General features: G+C 71.8%; 22 protein-coding genes. 10 read left to right on the top strand and 12 right to left on the bottom strand.

Translation table 11 applies throughout. From position 1 onward, the window contains the following. Nucleotides 1–55 precede the first annotated feature (55 nt). From ilvD to DEJ51_RS18770, 4 genes are all read right to left on the bottom strand, one after another. Entirely contained in the window at nucleotides 56–1,909 is a 1,854-nt protein-coding gene (gene ilvD, locus DEJ51_RS18785; RefSeq protein ID WP_150258637.1) for a dihydroxy-acid dehydratase, read from the bottom strand. A gap of 122 nt (nucleotides 1,910–2,031) precedes the next feature. Further along, complete coding sequence (locus DEJ51_RS18780; protein WP_150258636.1) at nucleotides 2,032–2,661, bottom strand: TetR family transcriptional regulator; 630 nt, start codon at nucleotides 2,659–2,661, stop codon at nucleotides 2,032–2,034. Then, nucleotides 2,658–3,509 (bottom strand): sugar phosphate isomerase/epimerase family protein, encoded by an 852-nt coding sequence (locus DEJ51_RS18775; protein ID WP_150258635.1) that lies wholly within the window; start codon nucleotides 3,507–3,509, stop codon nucleotides 2,658–2,660. The genes DEJ51_RS18780 and DEJ51_RS18775 overlap by 4 nt, the downstream gene beginning before the upstream one ends. A gap of 133 nt (nucleotides 3,510–3,642) precedes the next feature. Further along, nucleotides 3,643–4,581, bottom strand: a complete 939-nt coding sequence (locus DEJ51_RS18770; protein WP_150258634.1) for a Ppx/GppA phosphatase family protein — start codon at nucleotides 4,579–4,581, stop codon at nucleotides 3,643–3,645. Between the two features lie 159 nt (nucleotides 4,582–4,740). On the opposite strand from DEJ51_RS18770, the gene DEJ51_RS18765 reads away from it, so the two are divergent. Beyond that, entirely contained in the window at nucleotides 4,741–5,493 is a 753-nt protein-coding gene (locus tag DEJ51_RS18765) for a hypothetical protein (RefSeq protein WP_223836189.1), read from the top strand. Nucleotides 5,494–5,504: 11 nt separating this feature from the next. Here DEJ51_RS18765 and DEJ51_RS18760 read toward each other — a convergent pair whose 3' ends face one another. Continuing rightward, a complete protein-coding gene (locus DEJ51_RS18760; protein ID WP_150258632.1) occupies nucleotides 5,505–7,268 on the bottom strand; it encodes an RNA polymerase sigma factor in 1,764 nt (587 codons plus the stop codon). A gap of 51 nt (nucleotides 7,269–7,319) precedes the next feature. Further along, nucleotides 7,320–7,838 carry a hypothetical protein gene (locus DEJ51_RS35575; protein ID WP_190620476.1) on the bottom strand — a complete coding sequence of 173 codons (519 nt, stop codon included), beginning with the start codon at nucleotides 7,836–7,838 and terminating at the stop codon, nucleotides 7,320–7,322. Nucleotides 7,839–7,923: 85 nt separating this feature from the next. Between DEJ51_RS35575 and radA the strand changes: the two genes are divergently transcribed. Both radA and disA read left to right on the top strand, forming a co-directional pair. Next, nucleotides 7,924–9,336, top strand: coding sequence for a DNA repair protein RadA (gene radA / locus DEJ51_RS18750; protein ID WP_150258630.1), 1,413 nt, complete (start codon nucleotides 7,924–7,926; stop codon nucleotides 9,334–9,336). Nucleotides 9,337–9,531: 195 nt separating this feature from the next. Beyond that, the gene (gene disA, locus DEJ51_RS18745; protein WP_150258629.1) at nucleotides 9,532–10,656 is read left to right on the top strand and encodes a DNA integrity scanning diadenylate cyclase DisA; all 1,125 of its coding nucleotides are present in this window, start codon (nucleotides 9,532–9,534) and stop codon (nucleotides 10,654–10,656) included. Between the two features lie 71 nt (nucleotides 10,657–10,727). Here the strand turns inward: disA and DEJ51_RS18740 are convergent, their stop codons facing one another. Further along, nucleotides 10,728–11,534 carry a hypothetical protein gene (locus DEJ51_RS18740; protein WP_150258628.1) on the bottom strand — a complete coding sequence of 269 codons (807 nt, stop codon included), beginning with the start codon at nucleotides 11,532–11,534 and terminating at the stop codon, nucleotides 10,728–10,730. A 285-nt stretch (nucleotides 11,535–11,819) separates the two neighbouring features. On the opposite strand from DEJ51_RS18740, the gene DEJ51_RS18735 reads away from it, so the two are divergent. The 6 genes from DEJ51_RS18735 to DEJ51_RS35570 all read left to right on the top strand — a co-directional run bounded on the left by DEJ51_RS18735 (nucleotide 11,820) and on the right by DEJ51_RS35570 (nucleotide 17,522). Next, nucleotides 11,820–12,749: an A/G-specific adenine glycosylase gene (locus tag DEJ51_RS18735; protein WP_190620473.1), complete on the top strand. Its 930-nt coding sequence runs from the start codon at nucleotides 11,820–11,822 to the stop codon at nucleotides 12,747–12,749. A 185-nt stretch (nucleotides 12,750–12,934) separates the two neighbouring features. After that, complete coding sequence (locus DEJ51_RS18730) at nucleotides 12,935–13,495, top strand: SigE family RNA polymerase sigma factor (RefSeq protein ID WP_150258626.1); 561 nt, start codon at nucleotides 12,935–12,937, stop codon at nucleotides 13,493–13,495. A gap of 35 nt (nucleotides 13,496–13,530) precedes the next feature. After that, entirely contained in the window at nucleotides 13,531–14,163 is a 633-nt protein-coding gene (locus DEJ51_RS18725; protein WP_150262002.1) for a hypothetical protein, read from the top strand. Nucleotides 14,164–14,192: 29 nt separating this feature from the next. Further along, nucleotides 14,193–14,906, top strand: a complete 714-nt coding sequence (cseB, locus tag DEJ51_RS18720) for a two-component system response regulator CseB (RefSeq protein WP_150258625.1) — start codon at nucleotides 14,193–14,195, stop codon at nucleotides 14,904–14,906. Continuing rightward, nucleotides 14,903–16,222: a two-component system sensor histidine kinase CseC gene (cseC, locus tag DEJ51_RS18715; protein ID WP_150258624.1), complete on the top strand. Its 1,320-nt coding sequence runs from the start codon at nucleotides 14,903–14,905 to the stop codon at nucleotides 16,220–16,222. Before cseB ends, cseC begins: the two co-directional genes overlap by 4 nt. 70 nt (nucleotides 16,223–16,292) lie before the next feature. Continuing rightward, entirely contained in the window at nucleotides 16,293–17,522 is a 1,230-nt protein-coding gene (locus DEJ51_RS35570) for a LamG-like jellyroll fold domain-containing protein (protein WP_150258623.1), read from the top strand. Nucleotides 17,523–17,619: 97 nt separating this feature from the next. On the opposite strand, the gene DEJ51_RS18705 is transcribed toward DEJ51_RS35570, so the two are convergent. Further along, nucleotides 17,620–18,213, bottom strand: coding sequence for a M23 family metallopeptidase (locus tag DEJ51_RS18705; RefSeq protein ID WP_150258622.1), 594 nt, complete (start codon nucleotides 18,211–18,213; stop codon nucleotides 17,620–17,622). A 619-nt stretch (nucleotides 18,214–18,832) separates the two neighbouring features. Next, a complete protein-coding gene (locus DEJ51_RS18700) occupies nucleotides 18,833–21,358 on the bottom strand; it encodes an ATP-dependent Clp protease ATP-binding subunit (RefSeq protein ID WP_150258621.1) in 2,526 nt (841 codons plus the stop codon). Nucleotides 21,359–21,820: 462 nt separating this feature from the next. Here DEJ51_RS18700 and DEJ51_RS18690 point away from each other — a divergent pair, with 462 nt between their 5' ends. Further along, the gene (locus DEJ51_RS18690; protein ID WP_150258620.1) at nucleotides 21,821–22,453 is read left to right on the top strand and encodes an SCO3374 family protein; all 633 of its coding nucleotides are present in this window, start codon (nucleotides 21,821–21,823) and stop codon (nucleotides 22,451–22,453) included. Between the two features lie 4 nt (nucleotides 22,454–22,457). Here DEJ51_RS18690 and DEJ51_RS18685 read toward each other — a convergent pair whose 3' ends face one another. The 3 genes from DEJ51_RS18685 to DEJ51_RS18675 form a co-directional block, all read right to left on the bottom strand. Beyond that, nucleotides 22,458–22,793, bottom strand: a complete 336-nt coding sequence (locus DEJ51_RS18685) for a histone-like nucleoid-structuring protein Lsr2 (protein WP_150258619.1) — start codon at nucleotides 22,791–22,793, stop codon at nucleotides 22,458–22,460. Nucleotides 22,794–22,958: 165 nt separating this feature from the next. Beyond that, the gene (locus DEJ51_RS18680) at nucleotides 22,959–23,489 is read right to left on the bottom strand and encodes an amino-acid N-acetyltransferase (RefSeq protein WP_030009901.1); all 531 of its coding nucleotides are present in this window, start codon (nucleotides 23,487–23,489) and stop codon (nucleotides 22,959–22,961) included. An 11-nt stretch (nucleotides 23,490–23,500) separates the two neighbouring features. Continuing rightward, nucleotides 23,501–23,953 (bottom strand): BlaI/MecI/CopY family transcriptional regulator, encoded by a 453-nt coding sequence (locus tag DEJ51_RS18675; RefSeq protein WP_223835867.1) that lies wholly within the window; start codon nucleotides 23,951–23,953, stop codon nucleotides 23,501–23,503. Between the last annotated feature and the right edge of the window lie 98 nt (nucleotides 23,954–24,051).

The following is a 24,051-nucleotide window of genomic DNA, read 5'->3' as shown; positions in this document are numbered from 1 at the left end:
GCCCCCGCACCGGAGGGTGCGGGGGCGCCGGCGGAGACACCTGCGGGGCCGGTCGTCAGCCGCCCAGGAGGGAGACGTCGCGGACCGCGCCCTTGTCGGCGCTGGTGGCCATCGCGGCGTAGGCACGCAGGGCCGCGGAGACCTTGCGCTCACGGTTCTTCGGGGCGTAAACGCCGCCGAGGGCCGCGTGGCGGGCCGCCAGGGTGGCCTCGTCGACGAGGACCTCGATCGACCGGTTCGGGATGTCGATGCGGATCCGGTCGCCGTCCTCGACGACCGCGATGGTGCCGCCCGAGGCCGCCTCCGGGGAGGCGTGGCCGATGGACAGGCCCGAGGTTCCGCCGGAGAAGCGGCCGTCCGTGACCAGGGCGCAGGACTTGCCGAGGCCGCGGCCCTTGAGGAAGGAGGTCGGGTAGAGCATCTCCTGCATACCGGGGCCGCCGCGCGGGCCCTCGTAGCGGATGACGACGACGTCGCCCTCCTTGATCTGCTTGGAGAGGATCTTGTCGACGGCCTCGTCCTGGGACTCGCAGACGACGGCCGGGCCCTCGAAGGTCCAGATGGACTCGTCGACACCGGCGGTCTTCACGACGCAGCCGTCCTCGGCGATGTTGCCGCGCAGCACGGCGAGGCCGCCGTCCTTGGAGTACGCGTGCTGCACCGAGCGGATGCAGCCGCCCTCGGCGTCGAGGTCCAGGGTCTCCCAGCGCTTGGACTGGGAGAAGGCGGTCGCGGAGCGCTCGCAGCCGGGGGCCGCGTGCCACAGCTCCATGGCCGTCTCGGTGGCCGTGCCGGAGCGGGCGTCCCACTTGGCGAGCCAGTCCTCCAGACCGTCGGAGTGGACGGTGTTGATGTCCTTGTTGAGGAGACCGCCGCGGTGCAGCTCGCCGAGGATGGCGGGGATGCCGCCGGCGCGGTGGATGTCCTCCATGTAGTACGTGCCGCCCGGGGCGACGTTCGGCGCGACCTTGGCCAGACAGGGGACGCGGCGCGAGACGGCGTCGATGTCGGTGAGGTCGTAGTCCAGGCCCGCTTCCTGCGCGGCGGCCAGCAGGTGCAGGATCGTGTTCGTGGAGCCGCCCATCGCGATGTCGAGGGCCATGGCGTTCTCGAAGGCCTCGCGGGTGGCGATGCTGCGCGGCAGGACGGACTCGTCGCCGTCCTCGTAGTAGCGCTTGGTGATCTCCACGACCGTGCGGCCGGCGTCCTCGTACAGGGCGCGGCGGGCGGTGTGCGTGGCGAGGACCGAGCCGTTGCCCGGGAGGGCCAGGCCGATGGCCTCGGCGAGGCAGTTCATCGAGTTGGCGGTGAACATGCCGCTGCAGGAGCCGCAGGTGGGACAGGCGTTCTCCTCGATGCGCAGCACGTCGGCGTCGGAGACGTTCTCGTTCGAGGCGTCGACCATCGCGTCGATCAGGTCGAGCTTGCGGACGGTGCCGTCGACGAGCGTGGCCTGGCCGGCCTCCATCGGGCCGCCCGAGACGAAGACGACCGGGATGTTGAGGCGCATGGCGGCCATCAGCATGCCGGGGGTGATCTTGTCGCAGTTGGAGATGCAGATCAGCGCGTCGGCGCAGTGCGCCTCGACCATGTACTCGACCGAGTCCGCGATCAGGTCGCGGGAGGGGAGGGAGTACAGCATGCCGCCGTGGCCCATGGCGATGCCGTCGTCGACCGCGATCGTGTTGAACTCGCGCGGGATCGCACCCGCGGCCCGGATGGCGTCGGAGACGATGCGGCCGACCGGCGCCAGGTGGGTGTGACCGGGCACGAACTCGGTGAAGGAGTTGGCGACCGCGACGATCGGCTTGCCGATGTCCGCGCTCGCTACGCCCGACGCGCGCATCAGCGCACGCGCGCCTGCCATGTTGCGGCCGTGGGTGACGGTGCGGGACCTCAGCTCGGGCATGCTGTTTCACTCCCCATGAGTGCGGCTGTACGGTCAGCCGCGACTGCGGATATGGCTCAGATACGAGGCTACGCCCACCGCCCGCGATCCGGACACCGCGTCCGGATGCCGGGACGGTGGGCTCATTCCTCGGTCAGGTACCGCTGGAGCGTGGGCGCCACCAGAGCCACGATCTTCTCCGGGTCGGCGGAGGCGAGGGGCTCCACCTGGACCACGTAGCGCAGGATCGCGATGCCCACCATGTGGGAGGCGGCGAGCTCGGCGCGGAAGGTGGGGTCGGGGACGTCGAGGTCGGCGGCGACGCGCTCCAGCAGCCGCCGCAGCACCAGCTGGCGCAGCACCTTGGCGGCGGCCTCGTGCGTGAGCGCCGAGCGGATCACGGCGAGCAGCGGCACCCGGGTGACCGGGTTCTCCCAGACGCCCAGGAAGTAGCGGGCGAGGCGCTCGCCGATGCCGTCCGGGCCTTCGCCGATGATCGCGGGGACCACCAGGGCGGGCTCGATGCTGACCTCGATGGCGGCGGCGAACAGGTCGTCCTTGCTGCCGAAGTAGTGGTGCACCAGCGCCGGGTCGACGCCGGCGACCTTCGCGATGCCGCGTACGGACGTCTTGTCGTAGCCACGCTCGGCGAACACCTCCCGGGCGGCGAGCCGGATGCGCTCCGGGGTGCCGGGGCCGTCGTCGGCCTCGTCCTGGCGGGGGCGGCCGGGGCCGCGGCGGCGCGGTTTGGGGGCGTCCGGGGTGTCGGTCACGGCCGGCGGGCCTTGTCTCGCTGGGTGGGGGTGGCCGGGGTGGTGGGGGTGGTCGCGAGGTGCAGGCGGGTGAAGGCCAGCGCCTCGGCGAGATCGGCCTCGCGCTCGGCGGAGGACATCGCCCGGCGGGTGTTCACCTCGATCACCACGTGCCCGTCGAACGAGGTCCGCGCGAGGCCCTCCAGCAGCTCGGCGCACGGCTGCGTACCGCGGCCCGGGACCAGGTGCTCGTCCTTGGCCGACCCGTTCCCGTCGGCGAGGTGGATGTGCGCGAGCCGGTCGCCCATCCGGTCGATCATCGCGGTGGCGTCGGTACGGGCGGTCGCGGTGTGCGACAGGTCGACGGTGAAGTGCCGGTAGTCGTCCTTCGTCACGTCCCACTCGGGGGCGTAGGCGAGCATCTCGCGGTCGCGGTAGCGCCAGGGGTACATGTTCTCCACGGCGAACCGGACGTCGGTCTCGTCGGCCATCCGCCAGATGCCGGTGACGAAGTCCCGCGCGTACTGGCGCTGCCAGCGGAACGGCGGGTGCACGACCACGGTGCTCGCCCCGAGCCGCTCGGCCGCGGCCTGGGCCCGCTGCAGCTTGGTCCACGGATCGGTGGACCAGACCCGCTGGGTGATCAGGAGGCAGGGCGCGTGCACGGCCAGGATCGGCACCCCGTGGTGGTCCGACAGCCGGCGCAGGGCGTCGACGTCCTGACTGACCGGATCCGTCCAGACCATCACCTCGACGCCGTCGTAACCGAGGCGCGCGGCGATCTCGAAGGCGGTCGCCGTGGACTCCGGATAGACGGAGGCGGTGGATAGGGCGACTTTCGCGGTCGGGACACGGACTGGTTCTGCCACGAGGACAGGGTACGGGCCCGGGACGGCACCTGACCGTGACGGCGACCACGGAGGCGGGTCCCCTCCGGGGGTGGGGCCGCGGGCCGGTCGCCCCGGGGCGGCCGGCCCCGCCCCCGAAGCCCCCGCCCGACCCCTACGCCTCCGGGGCCGGCATGTGGTCCAGCCTGCGCAGGATCACGCCCTCGCGCAGGGCCCACGGGCAGATCTCCAGTTCCTCCACGCCGAAGAGGTCCATCGCGCCCTCCGCGACCAGGGCTCCCGCCAGGAGCTGGTGCGCCCGGCCCTCCGAGACGCCCGGGAGGGCCGACCGCTGGGACGTGGTCATCGCCGCCAGGCGCGGGACCCATTCCTCCAGGGACTTGCGGCTCAGGTCCCGCTGCACGTACAGGCCGTCCGCCGAGCGGGCCGCGCCCGCGATGCGGGCCAGCTGCTTGAAGGTCTTCGAGGTCGCCACCACGTGGTCCGGCGCGCCGAAGCGGCTGAACTCGCGGACCGTGCGGGCGATCTCCGCCCGCACGTGCCGCCGCAGCGCCCTGATGTCCAGCGCGTCCGGCGGGTCGCCCGGGAGCCAGCCCGAGGTGAGGCGGCCCGCGCCCAGCGGGAGGGAGACGGCCGCGTCCGGGTCCTCGTCGATGCCGTACGCGATCTCCAGCGAACCGCCGCCGATGTCCAGGACCAGCAGTTTGCCGGCGGACCAGCCGAACCAGCGGCGGGCCGCGAGGAAGGTGAGCCGCGCCTCGTCCTCGCCGCTCAGCACCGGCAGGTCGACGCCGGTCTCGGCCTTGACCCGCGCGAGGACCTCGTCCGCGTTCGTGGCCTCGCGTACGGCGCTGGTCGCGAAGGGGAGGACGTCCTCGCAGCCCTTGTCCTCGGCGGCCTGGACCGCGGCGCCGATCACCGAGACGAGTCGCTCGACGCCTTCGGGGGTGACGGCGCCGTGCTCGTCGAGCAGCTCCGCCAGCCTCATCTCCACCTTGTGCGAGTGCGCCGGCTGCGGGCGCGCGCCGGGGTGCGCGTCCACCACCAGCAGATGGACCGTATTCGAACCCACATCCAGCACACCGAGTCTCATAGGGGGAAACGCTACTGCGAGGAAGACTCGGGGGTTGTGTAAGGGGCGCATAGGCTTGGGTTTGTGCCAAATACGAAGAAGGCCAACAAGACCCGGTCGCAGAAGGACACGGGCAAGGACACCGTCAAGAGCAAGGCCAAGGGCGGCAAGGCCAAGGCCGTGGTCGCGGCCGACGAGAAGGGGCTCGACTTCCCCCGCGCCTGGGTGGAGTTCCCCGACCCCGCCGACGACGAGCAGGTCTTCCGCTGTGACCTGACCTGGCTGACGTCGCGCTGGACCTGCATCTTCGGCAGCGGCTGCCAGGGCATCCAGGCGGGCCGGGCCGACGACGGCTGCTGCACGCTCGGCGCGCACTTCTCCGACGAGGACGACGAGAAGCGCGTCGCGCAGCACGTGGCCCGGCTGACGCCCGAGCTGTGGCAGTTCCACGATGTCGGCAGCGAGAGCGGATGGACGCAGAACGACGACGACGGGGAGAAGCAGACCCGCCGCTGGGACGGCGCGTGCATCTTCCTGAACCGGCCGGGGTTCCCCGCCGGGGCGGGCTGCTCGCTCCACATCCTCGCGGTGAAGGAGGGCCGGGAGCCGCTGGAGACCAAGCCCGACGTCTGCTGGCAGCTGCCGATCCGGCGGACGTACGAGTGGATCGACCGGCCGGACGACACGCGCGTGCTGCAGGTGTCGATCGGTGAGTACGACCGCCGCGGCTGGGGGCCGGGCGGCCATGACCTGCACTGGTGGTGCACGTCGGCGACCTCCGCGCACGGTGCCGGCGAGCCGGTGTACGTGTCGTACCGCCCCGAGCTGACGGAGCTGATGGGCAAGGAGGGTTACGAGGAGCTCGTGAAGCTGTGCGAGGCGCGGCTGGCCTCGCTGCTGCCGATGGCGCCGCACCCCGCGGATCCTGCCTGACCGCAGACCGCTCAGGGGCCCGGCGAGGCCGACGGGGCCGGTTCCGGGGTGGGGGAAACCGTTCCGCCTGACCCCTCCGTCGGGCTCGGGTCGGGCGTCGGGGACTGCGGCGGGGCCGTCGGCTCCGTCGGGGACGGCGGCGGGGTGGACGGCTGCGTCGGGTCCGGCGAGGGCGTCGGGGTCGGCGGCTGCGTCGGGTCCGGGGTGGGCGCGGGTGTCGCCGCGGGGCGGCCGCGGCCCCGGATGGAGACCACGGCGCCGCTCGGGTCGATCCCGACCCGGGCGGTCCAGGCTCCGACGGGCTGGCCCTCGGGGTCGACGGTGATCCGCAGGGTGACCGATTCTCCTGGGGACAGCGTGCCCGCGGTCCGGCTCGCGCGCAGCCAGGGGGCGTCGGACCAGAGCCGCCAGTCCACGGGGGCGCCGCCGGTGGCGGTGAGGGTGAGCAGGGTGGTGGCGCCCTGGGCGGAGGCGGCCACGGTGAGGCGGCCGGGGTCGCCGGTGTGGTCGGGGCTCGCGAGCGGGCCGGTGCTGATGACCTCGACGGAGACGTCGGAGGTGGTGTCGCTCTGGGCGAAGCCGGGGCCGCTGGTGGTGGTGGCGGCGTTCCCGGCGTTCTCGTAGGCGGTCAGCGGGCGGCCGTCGGTCCGCGCGTCCGGGAGTTCGGACTCGCTGGCGGAGATACGGGTGGAGTCGCCGCCGGCGGGTTCGTCGGTGCCGGGGCCGCCGCGGTACGCCGCCCACAGGGCGATGACCGGGGCGGCCACGACGGTGGCCACCACGGTGGTGGTCACCACCCGGGCGCGCAGCCGGTCCCGGCGGGCCGCGCGGTCCTTGGGGTCCATGGGGAAGCCGGTGCGGTCGAAGCGTGGGGCGGGCCCGCGGCCGCGGCCCCGGGCGGAGCGGAGCATCGCGGCGTGGACGGCGGTCCGGGGGGCGGGTACGAGGGGGAGCGCGGCGGTGTTGATGCCGCCGGAGCCGGGCCAGGGGCCCGCGGCGCCGGCGCGTTCGGCGGCGCGGCGGCATCGGGGGCAGTCGTCGACGTGGCGGACGAGTTCGGCGCGCAGGGTGCTGGAGAGCAGGACGTTGCCGTCGCCGTCGTCGCCGGTGAGCCGGGAGACGCTGGGGCAGTTGCCGGTCTCCACGACGGCGAGGGCGGCGCGGGTGCGCTCCACCTCGCAGGCGGCGCCGGAGAGCAGTTCGCGGGCGGCGGCCGGCGGGGTACCGAGGACGGCGGCGAGTTCGGGGACGCCGAGGCGGTGGCGGACGGCGAGTTCGAGGGCCTCGCGCTGTTCGGGTGTGGTGCCGGCGGCCTCGGGCCAGGCGAGCCGGGCCAGTTCGGTACGGCGGTAGGCGCTCACGTCAAGGGGCCGGTGGGCGTCCTTGCCGGGGTCGGGCTGCGGGTCATCACCCGGCGCACGGTCGTGCCATGCGTGCTCCGGCGCGCGCCGGGCGGAATGCGCTCCCTGGCGCGCGCGCCGCTGTTCGGCCAGCCGGTGCAGGCAGCCCCAGCGGGCGAGTGCGTAGAGCCAGGCGCGCCGGTCCCCCTCGTCGGGGCAGCGTCCGGGATGCCGCTCGGCCACGGCGAGGACGTCCCCGAGCACGTCGGTCGCGGTGTCGTGGTCGCACAGGACCGACAGGCAGTACGTGAACAGGCCGTCCAGGTAGGGCTCGTGCCGGAACGGCGGCGGCTGCTCGGCCTCGCGGGGCGTGCGCCCGTGCGCCCGGTGTGCGCCGGTGTGCGCTGAGGAGTGTGCCTGGTGGCTGCTGTTCACCTGGCGACCGTAGGCGGCACGCCGGTGACGCCCTGGAAGCCTTCGCCACTTTTAGCCCTTACGGGTGAACAGATCGGTGAGGCGCTGACGCATGCCCTGACGCGGTAGGACCGGTGGGCTCGGTGGGACGGGTGGGCTTGGCGGGACCGCTGGGCTCGGTGAGCTCGCTGGGCTCGCTGGGCTCGGTGAGCTCGCGAGGCCGGCGGGTCCCACGCGCACCTCGCGCAGCAGGGTGCCGTCCTCCCCGTAGAACTCCACGGAGAAGGGGAGGCCTCGCGCGGACAGCACGGCGGTGAGCGCGTCGAGCCGGCCGGCGTCGGCCTGGCCGTGGAGGAGGCCGCCGTCGTCGGCCGGTTCGATCTCCAGCCGGGCCAGCGGGCTCTCCACCTCGTACCCCTCCCAGGAGGAGGACCGCGAACTCCAGCCCGCGCGGACGAGGAACGCCGCGAGGTCCGCGGCGGAGCGGCGGCCGGGGAAACGCCCGGCCACGTCCGCGACGGTCGCTCCGGGTGCTCCATGTGCTCCGGTCGCGTCGGTGTCGCAGGGGGATCCCCCGTCGGACAGGTCCATGGGATCACCCTCGCAGCCCACGGGCCGCACCCCGCGACCGGCACCCCGGTCCGGCCTGTCGGTGCGGGCGGTTACCGTGAACGGCATGGCTGCCCGTACCGCTCGTTCATCCGCCAAGGACCGGCCGTCCTACCGCTGCACCGACTGCGGCTGGACGACCGCCAAGTGGCTCGGCCGCTGTCCCGAGTGCCAGGCCTGGGGCACGGTGGAGGAGATGGGCGCGCCCGCCGTGCGGACCACTGCCGCCGGCCGGGTCTCGACCGCCGCCCTGCCGATCGCGCAGGTCGACGGCCGGACCGCGACCGCCCGCAGCACCGGCGTGGACGAGCTGGACCGCGTCCTCGGCGGCGGACTCGTGCCCGGAGCCGTCGTGCTGCTCGCCGGCGAGCCGGGCGTCGGCAAGTCGACCCTGCTTCTGGACGTCGCCGCGAAGGCGGCCAGCGACGAGCACCGCACGCTGTACGTGACGGGCGAGGAGTCGGCGAGCCAGGTGCGCCTGCGGGCCGACCGGATCAACGCGCTGAACGACCACCTCTACCTGGCGGCCGAGACCGATCTGTCCGCCGTCCTCGGGCATCTCGACGCCGTGAAGCCCTCCCTGCTGATCCTGGACTCCGTACAGACCGTCGCCTCCCCCGAGATCGACGGCGCGCCCGGCGGCATGGCCCAGGTGCGCGAGGTGGCCGGCGCGCTGATCCGGGCCTCCAAGGAGCGCGGGATGGCCACGCTCCTCGTCGGCCACGTGACCAAGGACGGGGCCATCGCCGGTCCCCGCCTGCTGGAGCACCTCGTCGACGTGGTGCTGAGCTTCGAGGGCGACCGGCACGCCCGGCTGCGGCTGGTGCGCGGCATCAAGAACCGGTACGGGGCCACCGACGAGGTCGGCTGCTTCGAGCTGCACGACGAGGGGATCACCGGGCTCGCCGACCCGAGCGGGCTGTTCCTGACCCGGCGGGCCGAGGCAGTCCCGGGCACCTGCCTGACGGTGACCCTGGAGGGGAAGCGTCCGCTGGTCGCCGAGGTGCAGGCGCTGACCGTGGACTCCCAGATCCCCTCCCCCCGGCGCACGACCTCGGGTCTGGAGACCTCGCGCGTGTCGATGATGCTGGCGGTGCTGGAGCAGCGCGGCCGGATCACGGCGCTCGGCAAGCGCGACATCTACAGCGCCACCGTGGGCGGGGTGAAGCTCACGGAGCCGGCGGCCGACCTGGCGATCGCCCTCGCACTGGCCTCTGCCGCCAGTGACGTGCCGCTGCCGAAGAACCTCGTGGCGATCGGCGAGGTCGGCCTGGCCGGTGAGGTGCGGCGGGTGACCGGGGTGCAGCGGCGGCTCGCGGAGGCGCACCGGCTGGGGTTCACGCACGCGCTGGTCCCGGTGGATCCGGGGAAGGTGCCGCCCGGGATGAAGGTCGTCGAGGTGGCCGACGTGGGCGACGCGCTACGGGTGTTGCCGCGCGGCCGCTCCCGTACGCCCGCCCGGGATCGGTCCGCGGAGTAGCCGGCCCGGGCGGGGCCGCCCCGGGGGACGATCCCCTGGTCAGGGGGTCCGTACGGGGCCCGGCCGGGCCGTACCTGCCCAAGCCACGGCGGGGCCGCGGCGCGCGCCGGTAGACTTTGTGCTGGTCCGCCCGGCCGTACGCACGCCCTCGTGCCCGCGGCGCTGGGCGGCGCAACCCGCGACCGGAGGAGTGCAGTGGCAGCCAAGGACGGGGCAGCAGCATCCGGGAAGTCGGGCGCGAGCTCCAAGCAGGAGGCCATGATGCGCGCCTCGCTGAGCGCGGTCGCACCTGGTCAGCCGCTGCGTGACGGCTTGGAGCGGATCGTTCGCGGCAACACCGGCGGGCTCATCGTCCTCGGTATGGACAAGAGCGTCGAGGCCATGTGCACGGGCGGCTTCGTCCTGGACGTGGAGTTCACCGCGACCCGGCTGCGCGAGCTGTGCAAGCTCGACGGCGCGCTCATCCTCGACAAGGACATCACCAAGATCCTGCGGGCCGGGGTGCAGCTGGTGCCGGACGCGTCGATCCCGACGGAGGAGACCGGCACGCGCCACCGTACGGCCGACCGCGTCTCCAAGCAGTGCGGCTTCCCGGTGGTGTCGGTGTCGCAGTCGATGCGGCTGATCGCGCTGTACGTGGACGGGGAGCGGCGGGTCCTGGAGGAGTCCGGGGCGATCCTGTCGCGGGCGAACCAGGCGCTGGCGACGCTGGAGCGGTACAAGCTGCGTCTCGACGAGGTCGCGGGCACGCTGTCGGCGCTGGAGATCGAGGACCTGGTCACGGTCCGCGACGTGACGGCGGTCGCGCAGCGGCTGGAAATGGTCCGCCGGATCGCGACGGAAATCGCCGAGTACGTGGTCGAACTGGGCACGGACGGGCGACTGCTGTCGCTGCAGCTGGACGAGCTGACGGTCGGGATCGAGCAGGAGCGGGAGCTGGTCATCCGGGACTACGTGCCGGAGCCGACGGCGAAGCGTTCCCGCACGGTGGACGAGGCGCTGGCGGAGCTGGACGCGCTGACGCACCCGGAGCTGCTGGAGCTGGCGATCGTGGCGCGGGCCCTGGGGTACACGGGCTCGCCGGAGACGCTGGACTCGGCGGTGTCGCCGCGCGGGTACCGGCTGCTGGCGAAGGTGCCGAGGCTGCCGGGCGCGATCATCGAGCGGCTCGTGGAGCACTTCGGCGGGCTGCAGAAGCTGCTCGCCGCGAGCGTCGATGACCTGCAGACGGTGGACGGCGTCGGCGAGGCCCGCGCCCGCAGCGTCCGCGAAGGCCTCTCCCGCCTGGCGGAGTCCTCGATCCTGGAACGCTACGTCTAGCTGTTCCAGCCCCGCCGGCGTGTGAGGCGCGGGGGTACGGGGGCAGAGCCCCCGCAGCGGCGCTGCCGACGCTAGTCCTGCTTCAGGACGAACGAGGTCCGGGCGACCGGCATGCCCGGGGACTTGACCTCGACCACGTAGGTGTCAGGAGCCGCCGACCCCGCCGGAGGCGTCTGGCACTGGTCTGCCGCGCTGAACCTGCGGTCCCAGTCCAGCGACTGCCTCGTCTCGCCCTGCGCCGGGAGCCGGAAGAAGGCGCTGCCCGCGCCCGCCGGGCAGTCCGCCGAGGACCAGACGGCCTTGCTGCTGCTCGCCTGGAGGATGGTCAGGACGGCCTGCTTCGGGCCGAGGTCGATCTTGCAGGTGGTTCCGGAGGTGTTGCGGGCGACCAGTTCCAGGCGCGGCTTCTCGTTCGCCTCGTACTCGTTCTTCACGCTCTTGACCTCCCACTGCAGCGCGCCGGGCGCGCACGTGGGGAGCGGGGAGTCCGCCGGGACCGGGGCCGGGCCGCCCGCGCCGCCGGAGCCCGAGCCGCCGTTCGAGCCCGTACCGCCGCCCGGTTCGCCGTTCTTGCCCGCGCCGCCCGTGGAACCCGCGGAGCCGCCCCCGGAGCCCGTGTTCCCGCCGCTGCCCGACTCGGGGCGCCCGCCGGGGGCCGCGCTGATCGCGGGGCCGGTGCCGGCCGGGCCCGGGGTGATCGAGGTGACGGGGTCGGGGCCGCCCTGGCCCTTTCCGTTCGTACTCGTCCTCCCCCCGCCGGAACTGACGGTCCATACGGCGAGGAGCGCGAGGAGCGCGACGACGGAAGCCAGCACAGCCCTCCGTCGCCAGTAGATGGAGGAGGGGAGCGGCCCGACCGGATTGCGCAGAGATCCCACGGACGGAACCTTACGAGAGTTCGCGGCCCGATCAGTGCCCCACATGCCGCACAGAGGACTCGATTTGCCGATGATCATCCTGCGGGCGCAATGGGGGACGTCGAGATCCGGCCAATGGGTCGATGCGGTGCTCCTCCCCTTTGAATACGTTCGGTGAGCATGGACGGCCCGGGCCCGCACCGTGCCGTCACCGCCGCGCGGCTGGTGGCGACCGGCCGTCGCCTGCTTCACCGGCCCCGGTCCGGCGCGCCGAGAGAGGTGAAACGTGCCAGGATGCCGTCTGCCATGACTGCATCCCCCGGTTCCTCCACGGCCGTATCCACCGACGCTTCCCACGCGCTGCACTCCCCCGTCATCGCGTGGTTCGACGAGCACGCCCGCGACCTGCCCTGGCGCCGCCCCGAGGCCGGCCCCTGGGGGGTCATGGTCAGTGAGTTCATGCTCCAGCAGACGCCCGTCAGCCGGGTCCTGCCGGTCTACGAGCAGTGGCTGGCCCGCTGGCCCCGCCCCGCGGACCTGGCCGCCGAGGCTCCCGGCGAGGCCGTACGGGCCTGGGGGCGGCTCGGCTATCCGCGCCGCGCGCTGCGGCTGCACGGGGCGGCCGTCGCGATAACGGACCGGCACGGGGGCGACGTACCGCGGGACCACGCGCAGCTGCTGGCGCTGCCCGGGATCGGCGAGTACACGGCGGCGGCCGTGGCGTCCTTCGCGTACGGGCAGCGGCACGCCGTCCTCGACACGAACGTCCGCCGGGTCTTCGCGCGGACCGCGACCGGGGTCGAGTACCCGCCGAACGCGACGACCGCCGCCGAACGGCGCCTCGCCCGGGCCCTGCTGCCCGAGGACGAGGAGACCGCGGCCCGCTGGGCGGCGGCCTCCATGGAACTGGGCGCACTGGTGTGCACCGCCAAGAGCCCCGACTGCGCGCGCTGTCCGGTGGCCGGGCTGTGCGCGTGGCGGCTCGCCGGGAAGCCGGCGCACGAGGGTCCGCCGCGGCGGGGCCAGACGTACGCCGGTACCGACCGCCAGGTGCGGGGCAAGCTCCTGGCCGTGCTCCGGGAGGCGGTGGGCTCGGTTCCGCAAGCGGTGCTCGACACGGTGTGGGACGAGCCGGTGCAGCGGGCCCGGGCGCTGGACGGGCTGGTGGCGGACGGGCTGGTGGAGCCCCTGGACGGGGGCTTCTACCGGCTCCCGCAGGCCGCCCCGAGGCCCTGACCGAAACTGACTCCGAGATTCCGCTTCCTGCCGGGAAACCGCAGCTCACGGGGGTTGTTACACAACCTATGGGTGTCCGTGCGCCCACCGAAGGCTGGCTCGCACAGGCCCGTGACAACCCCTCCGTACCTTCGGATCCGTAGGACAACGGGGATGAGCGGTTGAACGGGTGGAGGCGGTCTGAGATGGCGCACGGCGAGGTGCTCGGATTCGAGGAGTACGTACGCACTCGGCAGGACGCGCTCCTGCGCAGTGCCCGGCGTCTGGTCCCGGACCCCACGGACGCGCAGGACCTCCTGCAGACCGCTCTGGTGCGCACCTACGGCCGCTGGGACGGCATCGCCGACAAGTCCCTGGCCGACGCCTATCTGCGCCGGGTCATGATCAACACGCGCACCGAGTGGTGGCGTGCCCGCAAGCTCGACGAGGTGCCCACCGAGCAGCTTCCCGACGCCTCCGTCGAGGACGGCTCCGACCAGCGCGCCGACCGCGCGCTCCTCATGGACATCCTCAAGGTTCTCGCGCCCAAGCAGCGCAGCGTTGTCGTGCTGCGACACTGGGAGCAGATGAGCACCGAGGAAACGGCCGCGGCGCTCGGAATGTCGGCGGGAACCGTGAAGAGCACTCTGCACCGCGCGCTGGCCCGCCTCCGGCAGGAGCTGGAGAGCCGGGATCTGGACATGCGTGCGCTGGAGCGCGGTGACCACACCATGCGGTACGAGGGGCGTGAGCGGTGCGCGGCCTGAACGGCCAAGGCTTGTCCGGAGGTTCTCTGGTGCTGATGTCGGCGGGGACGGTCGTCCTCGTCGGCACAGCCGTGTTCGCGGTCGGGTGCGCCACGGGCGGCACCGGCCTGCGCGACGGCGGCCCGGCCCGCACCGAGGCGGTGGCGAAGGCCACACCGTCGGGGCCCGCCCCCGAGGAGTCCGCCTCGGCCGCGTCCGGCCGGCCGCTGAAGAAGGTCGACCCCGTCGGGCTGCTGATGAAGGACCCCAAGGTCAGCTCCGAGGTCAAACGGGACCTCAAGCCCTGCTCGGGCAAGGAGTATCCGGTGGACGTGAGTTACGGGCGGATCACCGGGAGCCCCGTCGTGGACATCGTGGTGAACGTCCTGTCCTGCGCGGACGCCCTGGGCCGCGGCACCTACGTGTACCGGGCGGACGGAGCCACGTACGAGAATGTGTTCTCGGACGAACAGCCACCCGTCTACGCGGAGATCGACCGCGGCGACCTGGTGGTCACGAAACAGGTCTACGGGAAGAGCGACGCGCTCGCCTTCCCGTCGGGCGAGGACGTGATCACCTACCGCTGGAACGGGGAGAAGTTCACCGAGCAGGACCGAGTTCACTCGGAGTACAGCAACGTGGTCGACGGCGGTGTCCAGCCCGCCCCGGTCACGAGTCAGAAGAACTGAGCACAGAAGAACCGAGGCGAGGCTCCCGCATGGCCGAGACCCATGTCCTGTTCGTGGAGGACGACGACGTCATCCGTGAGGCCACGACCCTGGCGCTGGAACGCGACGGGTTCGTGGTCACTGCCATGCCCGACGGCCTGTCCGGGCTGGAGTCCTTCCGCGCGGACCGGCCCGACATCGCCCTGCTCGACGTGATGGTCCCGGGTATGGACGGCGTGAGTCTGTGCCGCCGCATCCGCGACGAGTCCACCGTCCCGGTGATCATGCTCTCCGCGCGCGCCGACTCCATCGACGTGGTGCTCGGCCTGGAGGCGGGCGCCGACGACTACGTCACCAAGCCCTTCGACGGTTCGGTGCTCGTGGCCCGGATCCGTGCGGTGCTGCGCCGCTTCGACCACTCCGGAGGCCCGCAGAACGGCGGGGCGAACGGAGCCGACAACGGCTCGGACCCCGAGCGCGGCGTGCTCTCCTTCGGCGACCTGGAGGTGGACACCGAGGGCATGGAGGTCCGCCGCGCGGGCGCCGCCGTGGCCCTGACCCCGACCGAGATGCGGCTGCTGCTGGAGTTCTCCTCCGCACCCGGCACCGTGCTGTCGCGTGACCGCCTGCTGGAACGGGTCTGGGACTACGACTGGGGCGGCGACACCCGCGTCGTGGACGTCCACGTCCAGCGACTGCGTACCAAGATCGGCCAGGACCGGATCGAAACGGTCCGGGGCTTCGGATACAAACTCAAGGCATGAGACGGTTCACCCTCCGCACGGGGATCCGCTGGAAGATCACAGTCGCCATCGCCTCCGTGGGCGTCCTCGTCACGATCGCGCTGAGCCTGGTGGTCCACAGCGCCGCCCGCGTGTCGATGCTGGAAAGCGCCCGCGAAGTGCAGCTGGAGCGCGTGCAGTTCATCTCCCGCAACGCCGATGCCGGACGCAAGCCGCCCATGGGGGCCAAGCTCAACGATCCCGAACTGCCCTCCGAACTGCGGCACAAGGCGCAGTCGGGCCGGCGCGGGACCTACATCCAGGAGCGGCCGCACGGGGGGCTGCCCGAGGTGTGGGCGGCCGTGCCCCTCGGCAACGGGCAGGTGCTGTCGCTGCACACGCCGTTCCGGGAGAGCGCCAATCTGCTCCCCGACCTGGACCGGGCGCTGGTCATCGGCGGCCTGTCCGCCGTGATCGGCGGTTCGGCGCTCGGCGTGCTCATCGGCGGGCAGATCTCGCGGCGGCTGCGCAAGGCCGCGGCCGCCTCGCAGCGCGTGGCGCACGGTGATCCCGACGTACGCGTACGGGACGCGGTCGGCGGTGTCGTACGGGACGAGACGGACGACCTCGCGCGGGCCGTGGACGCCATGGCGGACGCCCTCCAGCAACGGCTTGAGGCCGAGCGGCGGGTGACCGCCGACATCGCGCACGAACTGCGGACTCCGGTGACGGGCCTGCTCACGGCGGCGGAACTGCTGCCGCCGGGGCGGCCGACGGAGCTGGTGCGGGACCGGGCCCAGGCCCTGCGCGCGCTGGTCGAGGACGTACTGGAGGTGGCCCGGCTGGACAGCGCGTCGGAACGGGCGGAGCTCCAGGACGTGGCGCTGGGCGAGTTCGTGAGCCGGCGGGTCGCGTCGCTGATGCCGGAGGCGACCGTACGGGTCGTGGCGGACGAGATCGTCAGCACCGACCCGCGCCGCCTGGAGCGGATCCTGGGCAACCTTCTGGCCAATGCCGCGCGTTACGGGCAGGCGCCGATCCAGGTCGACGTCGAGGGCCGGGTCGTCCGGGTCCGCGACCACGGTCCGGGCTTCCCCGAGGCACTGCTGCGCGAGGGGCCCAGCCGCTTCCGCACCGGGTCGACGGACCGCGCGGGGGTCGGGCACGGGCTGGGGCTGACCATCGCGGAGGGCCAGGCGCGGGTGCTCGGTGCCCGGCTGACCTTCCGTAACGTGGCCGCCCGCGGCGGCTCGGACCGCGAGGGCGCGGCGGCGGGTGCGGTGGCGGTCCTGTGGCTGCCGGAGCACGCGCCGACGGCGACGGGCAGCTTCCCGATCCTCAAGCTGCCACAGGGCTGAACCGGGACGGGTGGGGCTCACGGGTACCGGGCCGTATCCGCCCGGGGGCCCGTGACTTAGCATCCGTGGCATGACCGACGGTACGAATCCCCCGAGCCACCCGCAGCCCGAGCCCGCCCCCGGGAGCGGCGGATACGGGTTCCCGCCGGGACCGCCCGCGCCGGCCGGCTACGGCTACCCGACCCCGTCCGGCGGCTACGGCTACCCGCAGGCGGGGCAACAGCCGAACCCGTACCAGCAGGACGCGGGGCCCTACCAGCAGGACTCGGGGACCTACCCGCAGGACGCGGGGGGCTACCCGCAGGACGCGGGTGCCTATCCGCAGGACGCGGCAGGCGGGCAGTGGTCTTCCGCCCCGGCCCAGCCGGGCTTCACGAGACTGGCCGGTCCGGACCTCCCCGGCGGGTCGCAGCAGCCGGACTGGGAGGCGATGGCCGACCGCTCCGCGGCCGAGCGGCGCAGGAAGAAGCTGTGGATGCTGGGCGGTGCGGTCACCGTGCTCGCGCTGCTGGCCGGCGGCGGAACGTTCTTCCTGATGAGTGGCGACGAGGACGGACAGAACGCCCAGCCCACGAACTCGGCCTCCGCATCGCCCGAGCCGGATGACTCGAAGGGGCCCGCCGCCTACACCGCGACCGTCGCGGGTGACGACACCCTGCTGCGCGACAGCTACGGCGGCATGGGAATCCGGCTCGGCCCCGACCTCAAGGTCGGCCCGCTGGGCAAGCGCTTCCAGGTCGTCGGCCGGGGCAACGCGAACTCGTGGGGACAGTCCGCCGAGCCGATCGTCGACGTGAGCAAGAGCTTCACCGTCACGGCCCGCGCCTACAGCTCCGCCACCAAGGGCTCGCGGATCGTCATGAGCCAGGGTGACGGGGAGTCGTTCTCGTTCGAGCTGGGCGTGAACGAGGTGAACGGCAAGCAGGCCTGGATCTTCCGCGTGCAGACGGGCGACAAGGGCGCCGCGGCCACCACGCGGACGGTCACCGCCGAGGGGCTCCCCGTGGTCAAGACGCCCACGCTGCTGATGGCCACCTACGACGCCGAGAAGAAGGCCATCGCGCTCTACGTGGACGGGAAGAAGGCCGGCGAGACCCCGGTGCCGCCGATCTGGCAGGCTCCCGGCCCGCTCCAGCTCGGCCGGTCCAAGCACCACAACATCTGGACGGGTGCGTGGCAGGGCGCCCTGCACAACATCAAGACCTACGACATGGCCTTCACGGCGGAGCAGGCCGCCGGGTACAAGGAGGGGAAGCTCGAACCTGCGCCGAAGCCGACCCATGCCTGGCTGCTCACCTGACCGGTGAGCAGGGCGGGTCGGCCGGTACGACGGGTGCCGCGGGCGCCGCGGCTGCGGCGGGTACGGCGGGTGCTACGGGTACTGCGGTCGGGACGGGTCAGACGGTGACGCCGTTGGTGCGCAGGAAGGCGACCGGGTTGACGGCCGAGCCGTAGTTCGGGGTGGTGCGGATCTCGAAGTGCAGGTGCGGGCCGCTGGAGTTGCCGGTGTTGCCCGACAGGGCGATCCGCTGCGAGGCCTTGACCTTCTGGCCGACCTTGATCTGGATCTTCGAGAGGTGCGCGTACTGGGAGTACGTGTTGTTCGCGTGCTTGATCACGATGGCGTTGCCGTACGCGGGGCCGTCGCCGCCGCCGTTCGGGCCCGCCTTGACGACGACACCGGCGGCCGCGGCCTTGACCGGGGTGCCGACCGGGACGGCGAAGTCCTGGCCGGAGTGCTTGTGGGACCACATGTTGCCGCCCTTGCCGAAGGTGGCGGACAGCGTGTACTTCTCCAGCGGCTTGTCCCAGAGACCGGTCTTCGAGGCGCCCGCGGCACCGGCGGCGCCGGCGGCCTTGGCGGTGACGGCGGCCTGCGGGGCGTCTGCGAACGCGGCGGTCGTGCCCGCCCCGAGGGCCAGCACCGCACCGAGAGCGGTGGTGCCGACAGCGATACGGGTACGACGGGTGTAGACGCGCTTCGCGAACATGTGCAGACCTCCGGGGCCGGGGACAAGGGGGGTTTCACACCTGTGAGAGGCATGAAGTGACCCGGCACGATCGAGCGAGTGCCGGGCTGGCTCATCCTTGGTAACCCGCGGCCCGGGACTTCCCCAAACCTCCCGATTACTACCGAAACTCGTAGCGGCTCGCGTGTGACGTGGCCCGTTGACGCCCCTCTCCAGGGACGAAGGTCTCCCGGCGGGGCGTATTTGATCTACGAAACGACCTAGTACGTCCGAATTGTCCTGTGCGGCTTGTCACCGGCGCCCAGGCCGATTGCGACCCAGGTCACTGGGCTCCGGCGGGTGCGCACGCAGGTCCGAGGAGACGGTGCGGCCCCGGGACAACGGGCCCGCCTCCCGCGAGGGCGCGGCCGGGAGCCCTCGGCCATCCCGGCACCGCCCTGGTCCCCCTGGTCCCCTGGTCTCCCTGCCCGCCCTGCCCGCCTTGTACGCACGCCGGACCGGCACCCGGGACCCCTGGCCGCCCGGCCCGCCCGTCGGCCCGAGGACGCCAAAGAGACGGCCCCTTCGGCCCGAGGACGCCAAAGGGGCGGCCCCGGAACCCTTTCGGTTCCGGGGCCGCCCCTTTGGCACTCAGCCGCGCTTACGCGCCCTTCGACAGGTCCGGGCCGGAGCCCGTGGCCTCGATCGGGGGAAGGTCGGGCAGAGCCGACTTCTCCTCGCCGCGGAAGGTGAACTTGGCGTCGTCGCCCTCACCCTCCTTGCCGACGACCACGATCTGACCGGGACGCAGCTCGCCGAAGAGGATCTTCTCCGACAGCGTGTCCTCGATCTCGCGCTGGATGGTCCGGCGCAGCGGCCGGGCACCCATGATCGGGTCGTAGCCGCGCTTGGCGAGCAGGAGCTTCGCGTCACCGCTCAGCTCGATGCCCATGTCGCGGTCCTTGAGGCGCTCGTCGACCTTGGCGATCATGAGGTCGACGATCTGGATGATGTCTTCCTCGGTGAGCTGGTGGAAGACGACCGTGTCGTCGACACGGTTGAGGAACTCCGGCCGGAAGTGCTGCTTGAGCTCTTCGTTGACCTTCGCCTTCATCCGGTCGTATCCGGTCTTGGTGTCTCCCTGGGCGGCGAAGCCCAGGTTGAAGCCCTTCGAGATGTCCCGGGTACCCAGGTTGGTCGTCATGATGATGACCGTGTTCTTGAAGTCCACGACCCGGCCCTGGGAGTCGGTCAGGCGACCGTCCTCCAGGATCTGGAGAAGGGAATTGAAGATATCCGGGTGGGCCTTCTCGACCTCGTCGAAGAGGACGACGGAGAACGGCTTCCGGCGCACCTTCTCGGTGAGCTGGCCGCCCTCTTCGTAGCCCACGTAGCCGGGGGGCGAACCGAAGAGGCGGGAAACCGTGTGCTTCTCGCTGAACTCCGACATGTCGAGGGAGATCAGCGCGTCCTCGTCGCCGAAGAGGAATTCGGCCAGCGTCTTGGAGAGCTCGGTCTTACCGACACCGGACGGGCCGGCGAAGATGAACGAGCCACCCGGACGCTTCGGGTCCTTCAGACCCGCACGGGTACGGCGGATCGCCTGGGAGAGCGCCTTGATGGCGTCCTTCTGGCCGATGACCCGACGGTGGAGCTCGTCTTCCATGCGGAGCAGTCGCGAGGACTCCTCCTCGGTGAGCTTGAAGACGGGAATGCCGGTCGCGGTCGCGAGGACTTCGGCGATGAGCTCGCCGTCGACCTCGGCGACGACGTCCATGTCGCCGGCCTTCCATTCCTTCTCGCGCTTGGTCTTCGCGGCCAGCAGCTGCTTCTCCTTGTCGCGGAGGGAAGCTGCCTTCTCGAAGTCCTGGGAGTCGATGGCCGACTCCTTGTCGCGGCGAACGCCCGCGATCTTCTCGTCGAACTCGCGGAGGTCCGGCGGCGCGGTCATCCGGCGGATGCGCATCCGGGAGCCGGCCTCGTCGATCAGGTCGATCGCCTTGTCCGGGAGGAAGCGGTCCGAGATGTACCGGTCGGCCAGCGTCGCCGCCTGGACGAGGGCCTCGTCCGTGATGGAGACGCGGTGGTGGGCCTCGTAGCGGTCGCGCAGGCCCTTGAGGATCTCGATCGTGTGGGGGAGGGAAGGCTCCGCCACCTGGATCGGCTGGAAGCGGCGCTCAAGGGCCGCGTCCTTCTCAAGGTGCTTGCGGTACTCGTCGAGCGTCGTGGCACCGATGGTCTGGAGCTCACCACGGGCCAGCATGGGCTTGAGGATGCTGGCGGCGTCGATCGCGCCCTCGGCGGCGCCCGCACCCACGAGGGTGTGGAGCTCGTCGATGAACAGGATGATGTCGCCGCGGGTGCGGATCTCCTTGAGCACCTTCTTCAGGCGCTCCTCGAAGTCACCGCGGTAGCGGGAACCCGCGACCAGGGCGCCGAGGTCGAGCGTGTAGAGGTGCTTGTCCTTGAGCGTCTCGGGAACCTCGCCCTTGACGATCGCCTGGGCCAGGCCCTCGACGACGGCGGTCTTGCCGACGCCGGGCTCGCCGATGAGGACCGGGTTGTTCTTCGTACGGCGGGACAGCACCTGCATGACCCGCTCGATCTCCTTCTCGCGCCCGATGACCGGGTCGAGCTTGGATTCGCGGGCCGCCTGGGTGAGGTTGCGGCCGAACTGGTCCAGGACGAGCGAGGTCGAGGGCGTGCCCTCGGCCGGGCCGCCGGCCGTGGCCGACTCCTTGCCTCCACCGGTGTAGCCGGAGAGCAGCTGGATGACCTGCTGCCGGACTCGGTTGAGATCGGCGCCCAGCTTCACGAGGACCTGGGCGGCGACGCCCTCGCCCTCGCGGATCAGGCCGAGCAGGATGTGCTCGGTGCCGATGTAGTTGTGGCCGAGCTGGAGGGCCTCTCGGAGCGACAGCTCCAGGACCTTCTTCGCCCGCGGGGTGAAGGGGATGTGACCGGACGGGGCCTGCTGGCCCTGACCGATGATCTCCTCAACCTGCTGGCGAACAGCCTCGAGCGAAATCCCGAGGCTCTCCAGGGCCTTAGCGGCGACACCCTCACCCTCGTGGATCAAGCCCAGGAGGATGTGCTCGGTGCCGATGTAGTTGTGGTTGAGCATCCGGGCTTCTTCCTGAGCCAGGACGACAACCCGCCGCGCGCGGTCGGTGAACCTCTCGAACATCGTTTATCGCTCCTCAGAGCGGTCGGGCAGTTCGGGGTCGGTCCCCGCCCTGTCCTTCCGCATGCTAGTCCCGTGGGGCGGGACAGCTCATTCCAACTGCCGACATCCGTCCGCGGCTCACCCCTGCATCAGCGGGAAAACCGGCTTGAAGAGCCGACAACTGCTCCAACTCGATGGTGCGAGACGATGTTCCCGCAGGCCAGGCAGATACCCGTCATGCGTGTACGCCGACGGCGAACGGATGCCCGTCAAATCAGCGTGTCGCCCCGATCCACTAGGAATGTCTTACCCGTAAGGACTGACACTCCATGCCGGTACCGCCGGTTCCCTCAGCTAAGGGCGAACACAGTTGCGTCCCGAATGCGGACTCCCGACTCCACGGATGTTTACGTTCCGCATGGTGATGAGTGCGGTGTGTCACGCCGAGCGTAACCCCGCGGCGTTTCGGAAGTTGCTCCGGACATGGCCGTGACCCTCCCGCCGTCCGCCCCGCCGACCGTGCCGCCGCCCCGTCCGGCGCCCGAGGAGGACGCCTGCGCCTCCTGGTACCGCAGAGTGCCCGGCTGGACCGTCGTGGGCGGGCCGCCCGCCCAGCTCGCGACCGGGATCCGGTTCGACGTGCTGGAGCTGCCGTCCGACGCCGGGGCCGCGCTGCTGCGCAGGCCCGTCGCCACGGGTCCGGTGGCCCTGATGGGGCGCCGGATGCGGTTCCTGGTGGCCGCCGGGAGCGCCGAGGAGCTGGACGGGCTTCTCGACTGGCTGGAGTGGGGCGGGGTCGCCCTCGATCTCGCCGCCCTGGGTGCGGGTGGCCGGATCACCGCCCCGGTGCCGCCGGGGCACCGCGTACGGGACGGGAGTCCCCGGGGGGCCGCCGTATGGCTACGGCCCCCCGAGCAGGGGTGCGAGGCACTGCTGCCCGCCCTGTCCGGTCCCGGACGGGGCGTCGGTCCCGGGCGGCTGAGCGCCGGGCCCGATCTCGTGCGTCTGGTCTCCGCGGCGGCGACGGAATGCCACCGCGCGCGGCTCCGGCGCCGTACGCCCCTGCGGAGCGCCGTGGCCGGGCCTCCCTCACGGGCCGGCCGGGTCAGTCCCTGACGGGTCAGCCCCGGTTCTCGTACGCGTCGCGGATCTCCTGCGGCACGCGACCGCGGTCGTTGACGCTCATGCCCTGGGACTTCGCCCAGGCGCGGATCTCCGCGGTGTCCGGGTTGCCGGAAGCCACGGCCGTACGGCCCTTGGTGCGGCCGGCGGACGCGCGGCCACCGGTACGGCGGCCGCCCTTGGTGTACGGGTCGAGCAGACCGCGGAGCTTTTCAGCGTTGGCGGTGGTGAGGTCGATCTCGTAGGTCTTGCCGTCCAGAGCGAACGTCACCGTCTCGTCCGCCTCGCCACCGTCGAGGTCGTCGACAAGAAGGACCTGAACCTTCTGTGCCACCGGGATTTCCTTTCATCGAAAAGCAGTACGCGGAAAGGAAACCGCTTTTGCCTGGAAAACACAAACCCCCGGGGAGAGGTTCGAGACCGCAACAGGGCGGGAAACGTGCGCGATTCGGACATAGGCCACAGGTGCGCGGAGCGCCGGAAAAGCTGAGGCCATCGATCAGAGGTGCAGAAGCATCCGGCTGTTGCCCAAGGTGTTCGGCTTCACTCGTTCGAGACCGAGGAACTCGGCGACACCCTCGTCATAGGAACGCAGCAGCTCCATGTAGACATCGGTCTTGACCGGGGTCTCGCCGATCTCGACGAAGCCGTGCTTCGCGAAGAACTCGACTTCGAAGGTCAGGCAGAAAACCCGGCTCACCCCGAGGGTACGGGCGGTGCGCAACAACTGCTCCAGCACCTGATGCCCGACTCCGGCACCCTTCAAGCCCCGGTCGACGGCGAGAGTGCGAACTTCGGCAAGGTCTTCCCACATCACGTGGAGAGCGCCGCAGCCGACGACCTGGCCGTCGGAGTCGCGTTCCGCGACCCAGAACTCCTGGATGTCCTCGTAAAGGACGACCGGAGCTTTGTCGAGCAGGATCCGCTGCTGCACGTACTGGTCGAGGAGGCGGCGCAGCGCGGGAACATCACGCGTCCGGGCACGGCGGATCGTCACTGTTTCTGCATGTGCAGTGGAAAACTCTCCCATGGCTGCGGACGTTATCGCCCCGGCTCCTGGGTGTGCTCGCCGGACTCCCCTTCGGCCACGGGCGGAGCGGTGGGTTCGGGGGCGGCGTCGGCGCCCGACTCGTCGTCGTACTGGACGACCCGCACGGCGTCCCGGAGGGCTTCCCGCTGTTCCGCGGACATCATGCCGAAGAAGGCCACCAGGGCGGCCGCGGGGTTGTCGCTCGTCGACCAGGCCTCGTTCATCAGTGCGGCCGAGTAGGCGGCGCGGGTGGAGACCGCCGTATATCGATAGGCGCGGCCTTCGGCTTCCCGGCGGACCCAGCCCTTCTGATGAAGATTGTCCATAACGGTCATGACCGTGGTGTACGCGATGGACCGTTCCTGCTGGAGGTCTTCCAGTACTTCTCGCACGGTGACCGGGCGGTTCCACTGCCACACCCGGGTCATGACGGCGTCTTCGAGTTCTCCCAAGGGGCGAGGCACACCAGCACGATAGTGCGGCTTGTGCGGAATTGCCCGACTATTCGCTCGGCAACGCGCAAGAAAATCGGGCGCGCGGCCGGGGAAGCCGCACGCCCTGA

This window comes from Streptomyces venezuelae (assembly GCF_008642275.1).
GTDB classification, from domain to species: Bacteria; Actinomycetota; Actinomycetes; order Streptomycetales; family Streptomycetaceae; genus Streptomyces; species Streptomyces venezuelae_E.
The sequence above is the reverse complement of the archived record's forward strand: the minus strand, read 5'-3'. Positions and strand labels throughout refer to the sequence as shown.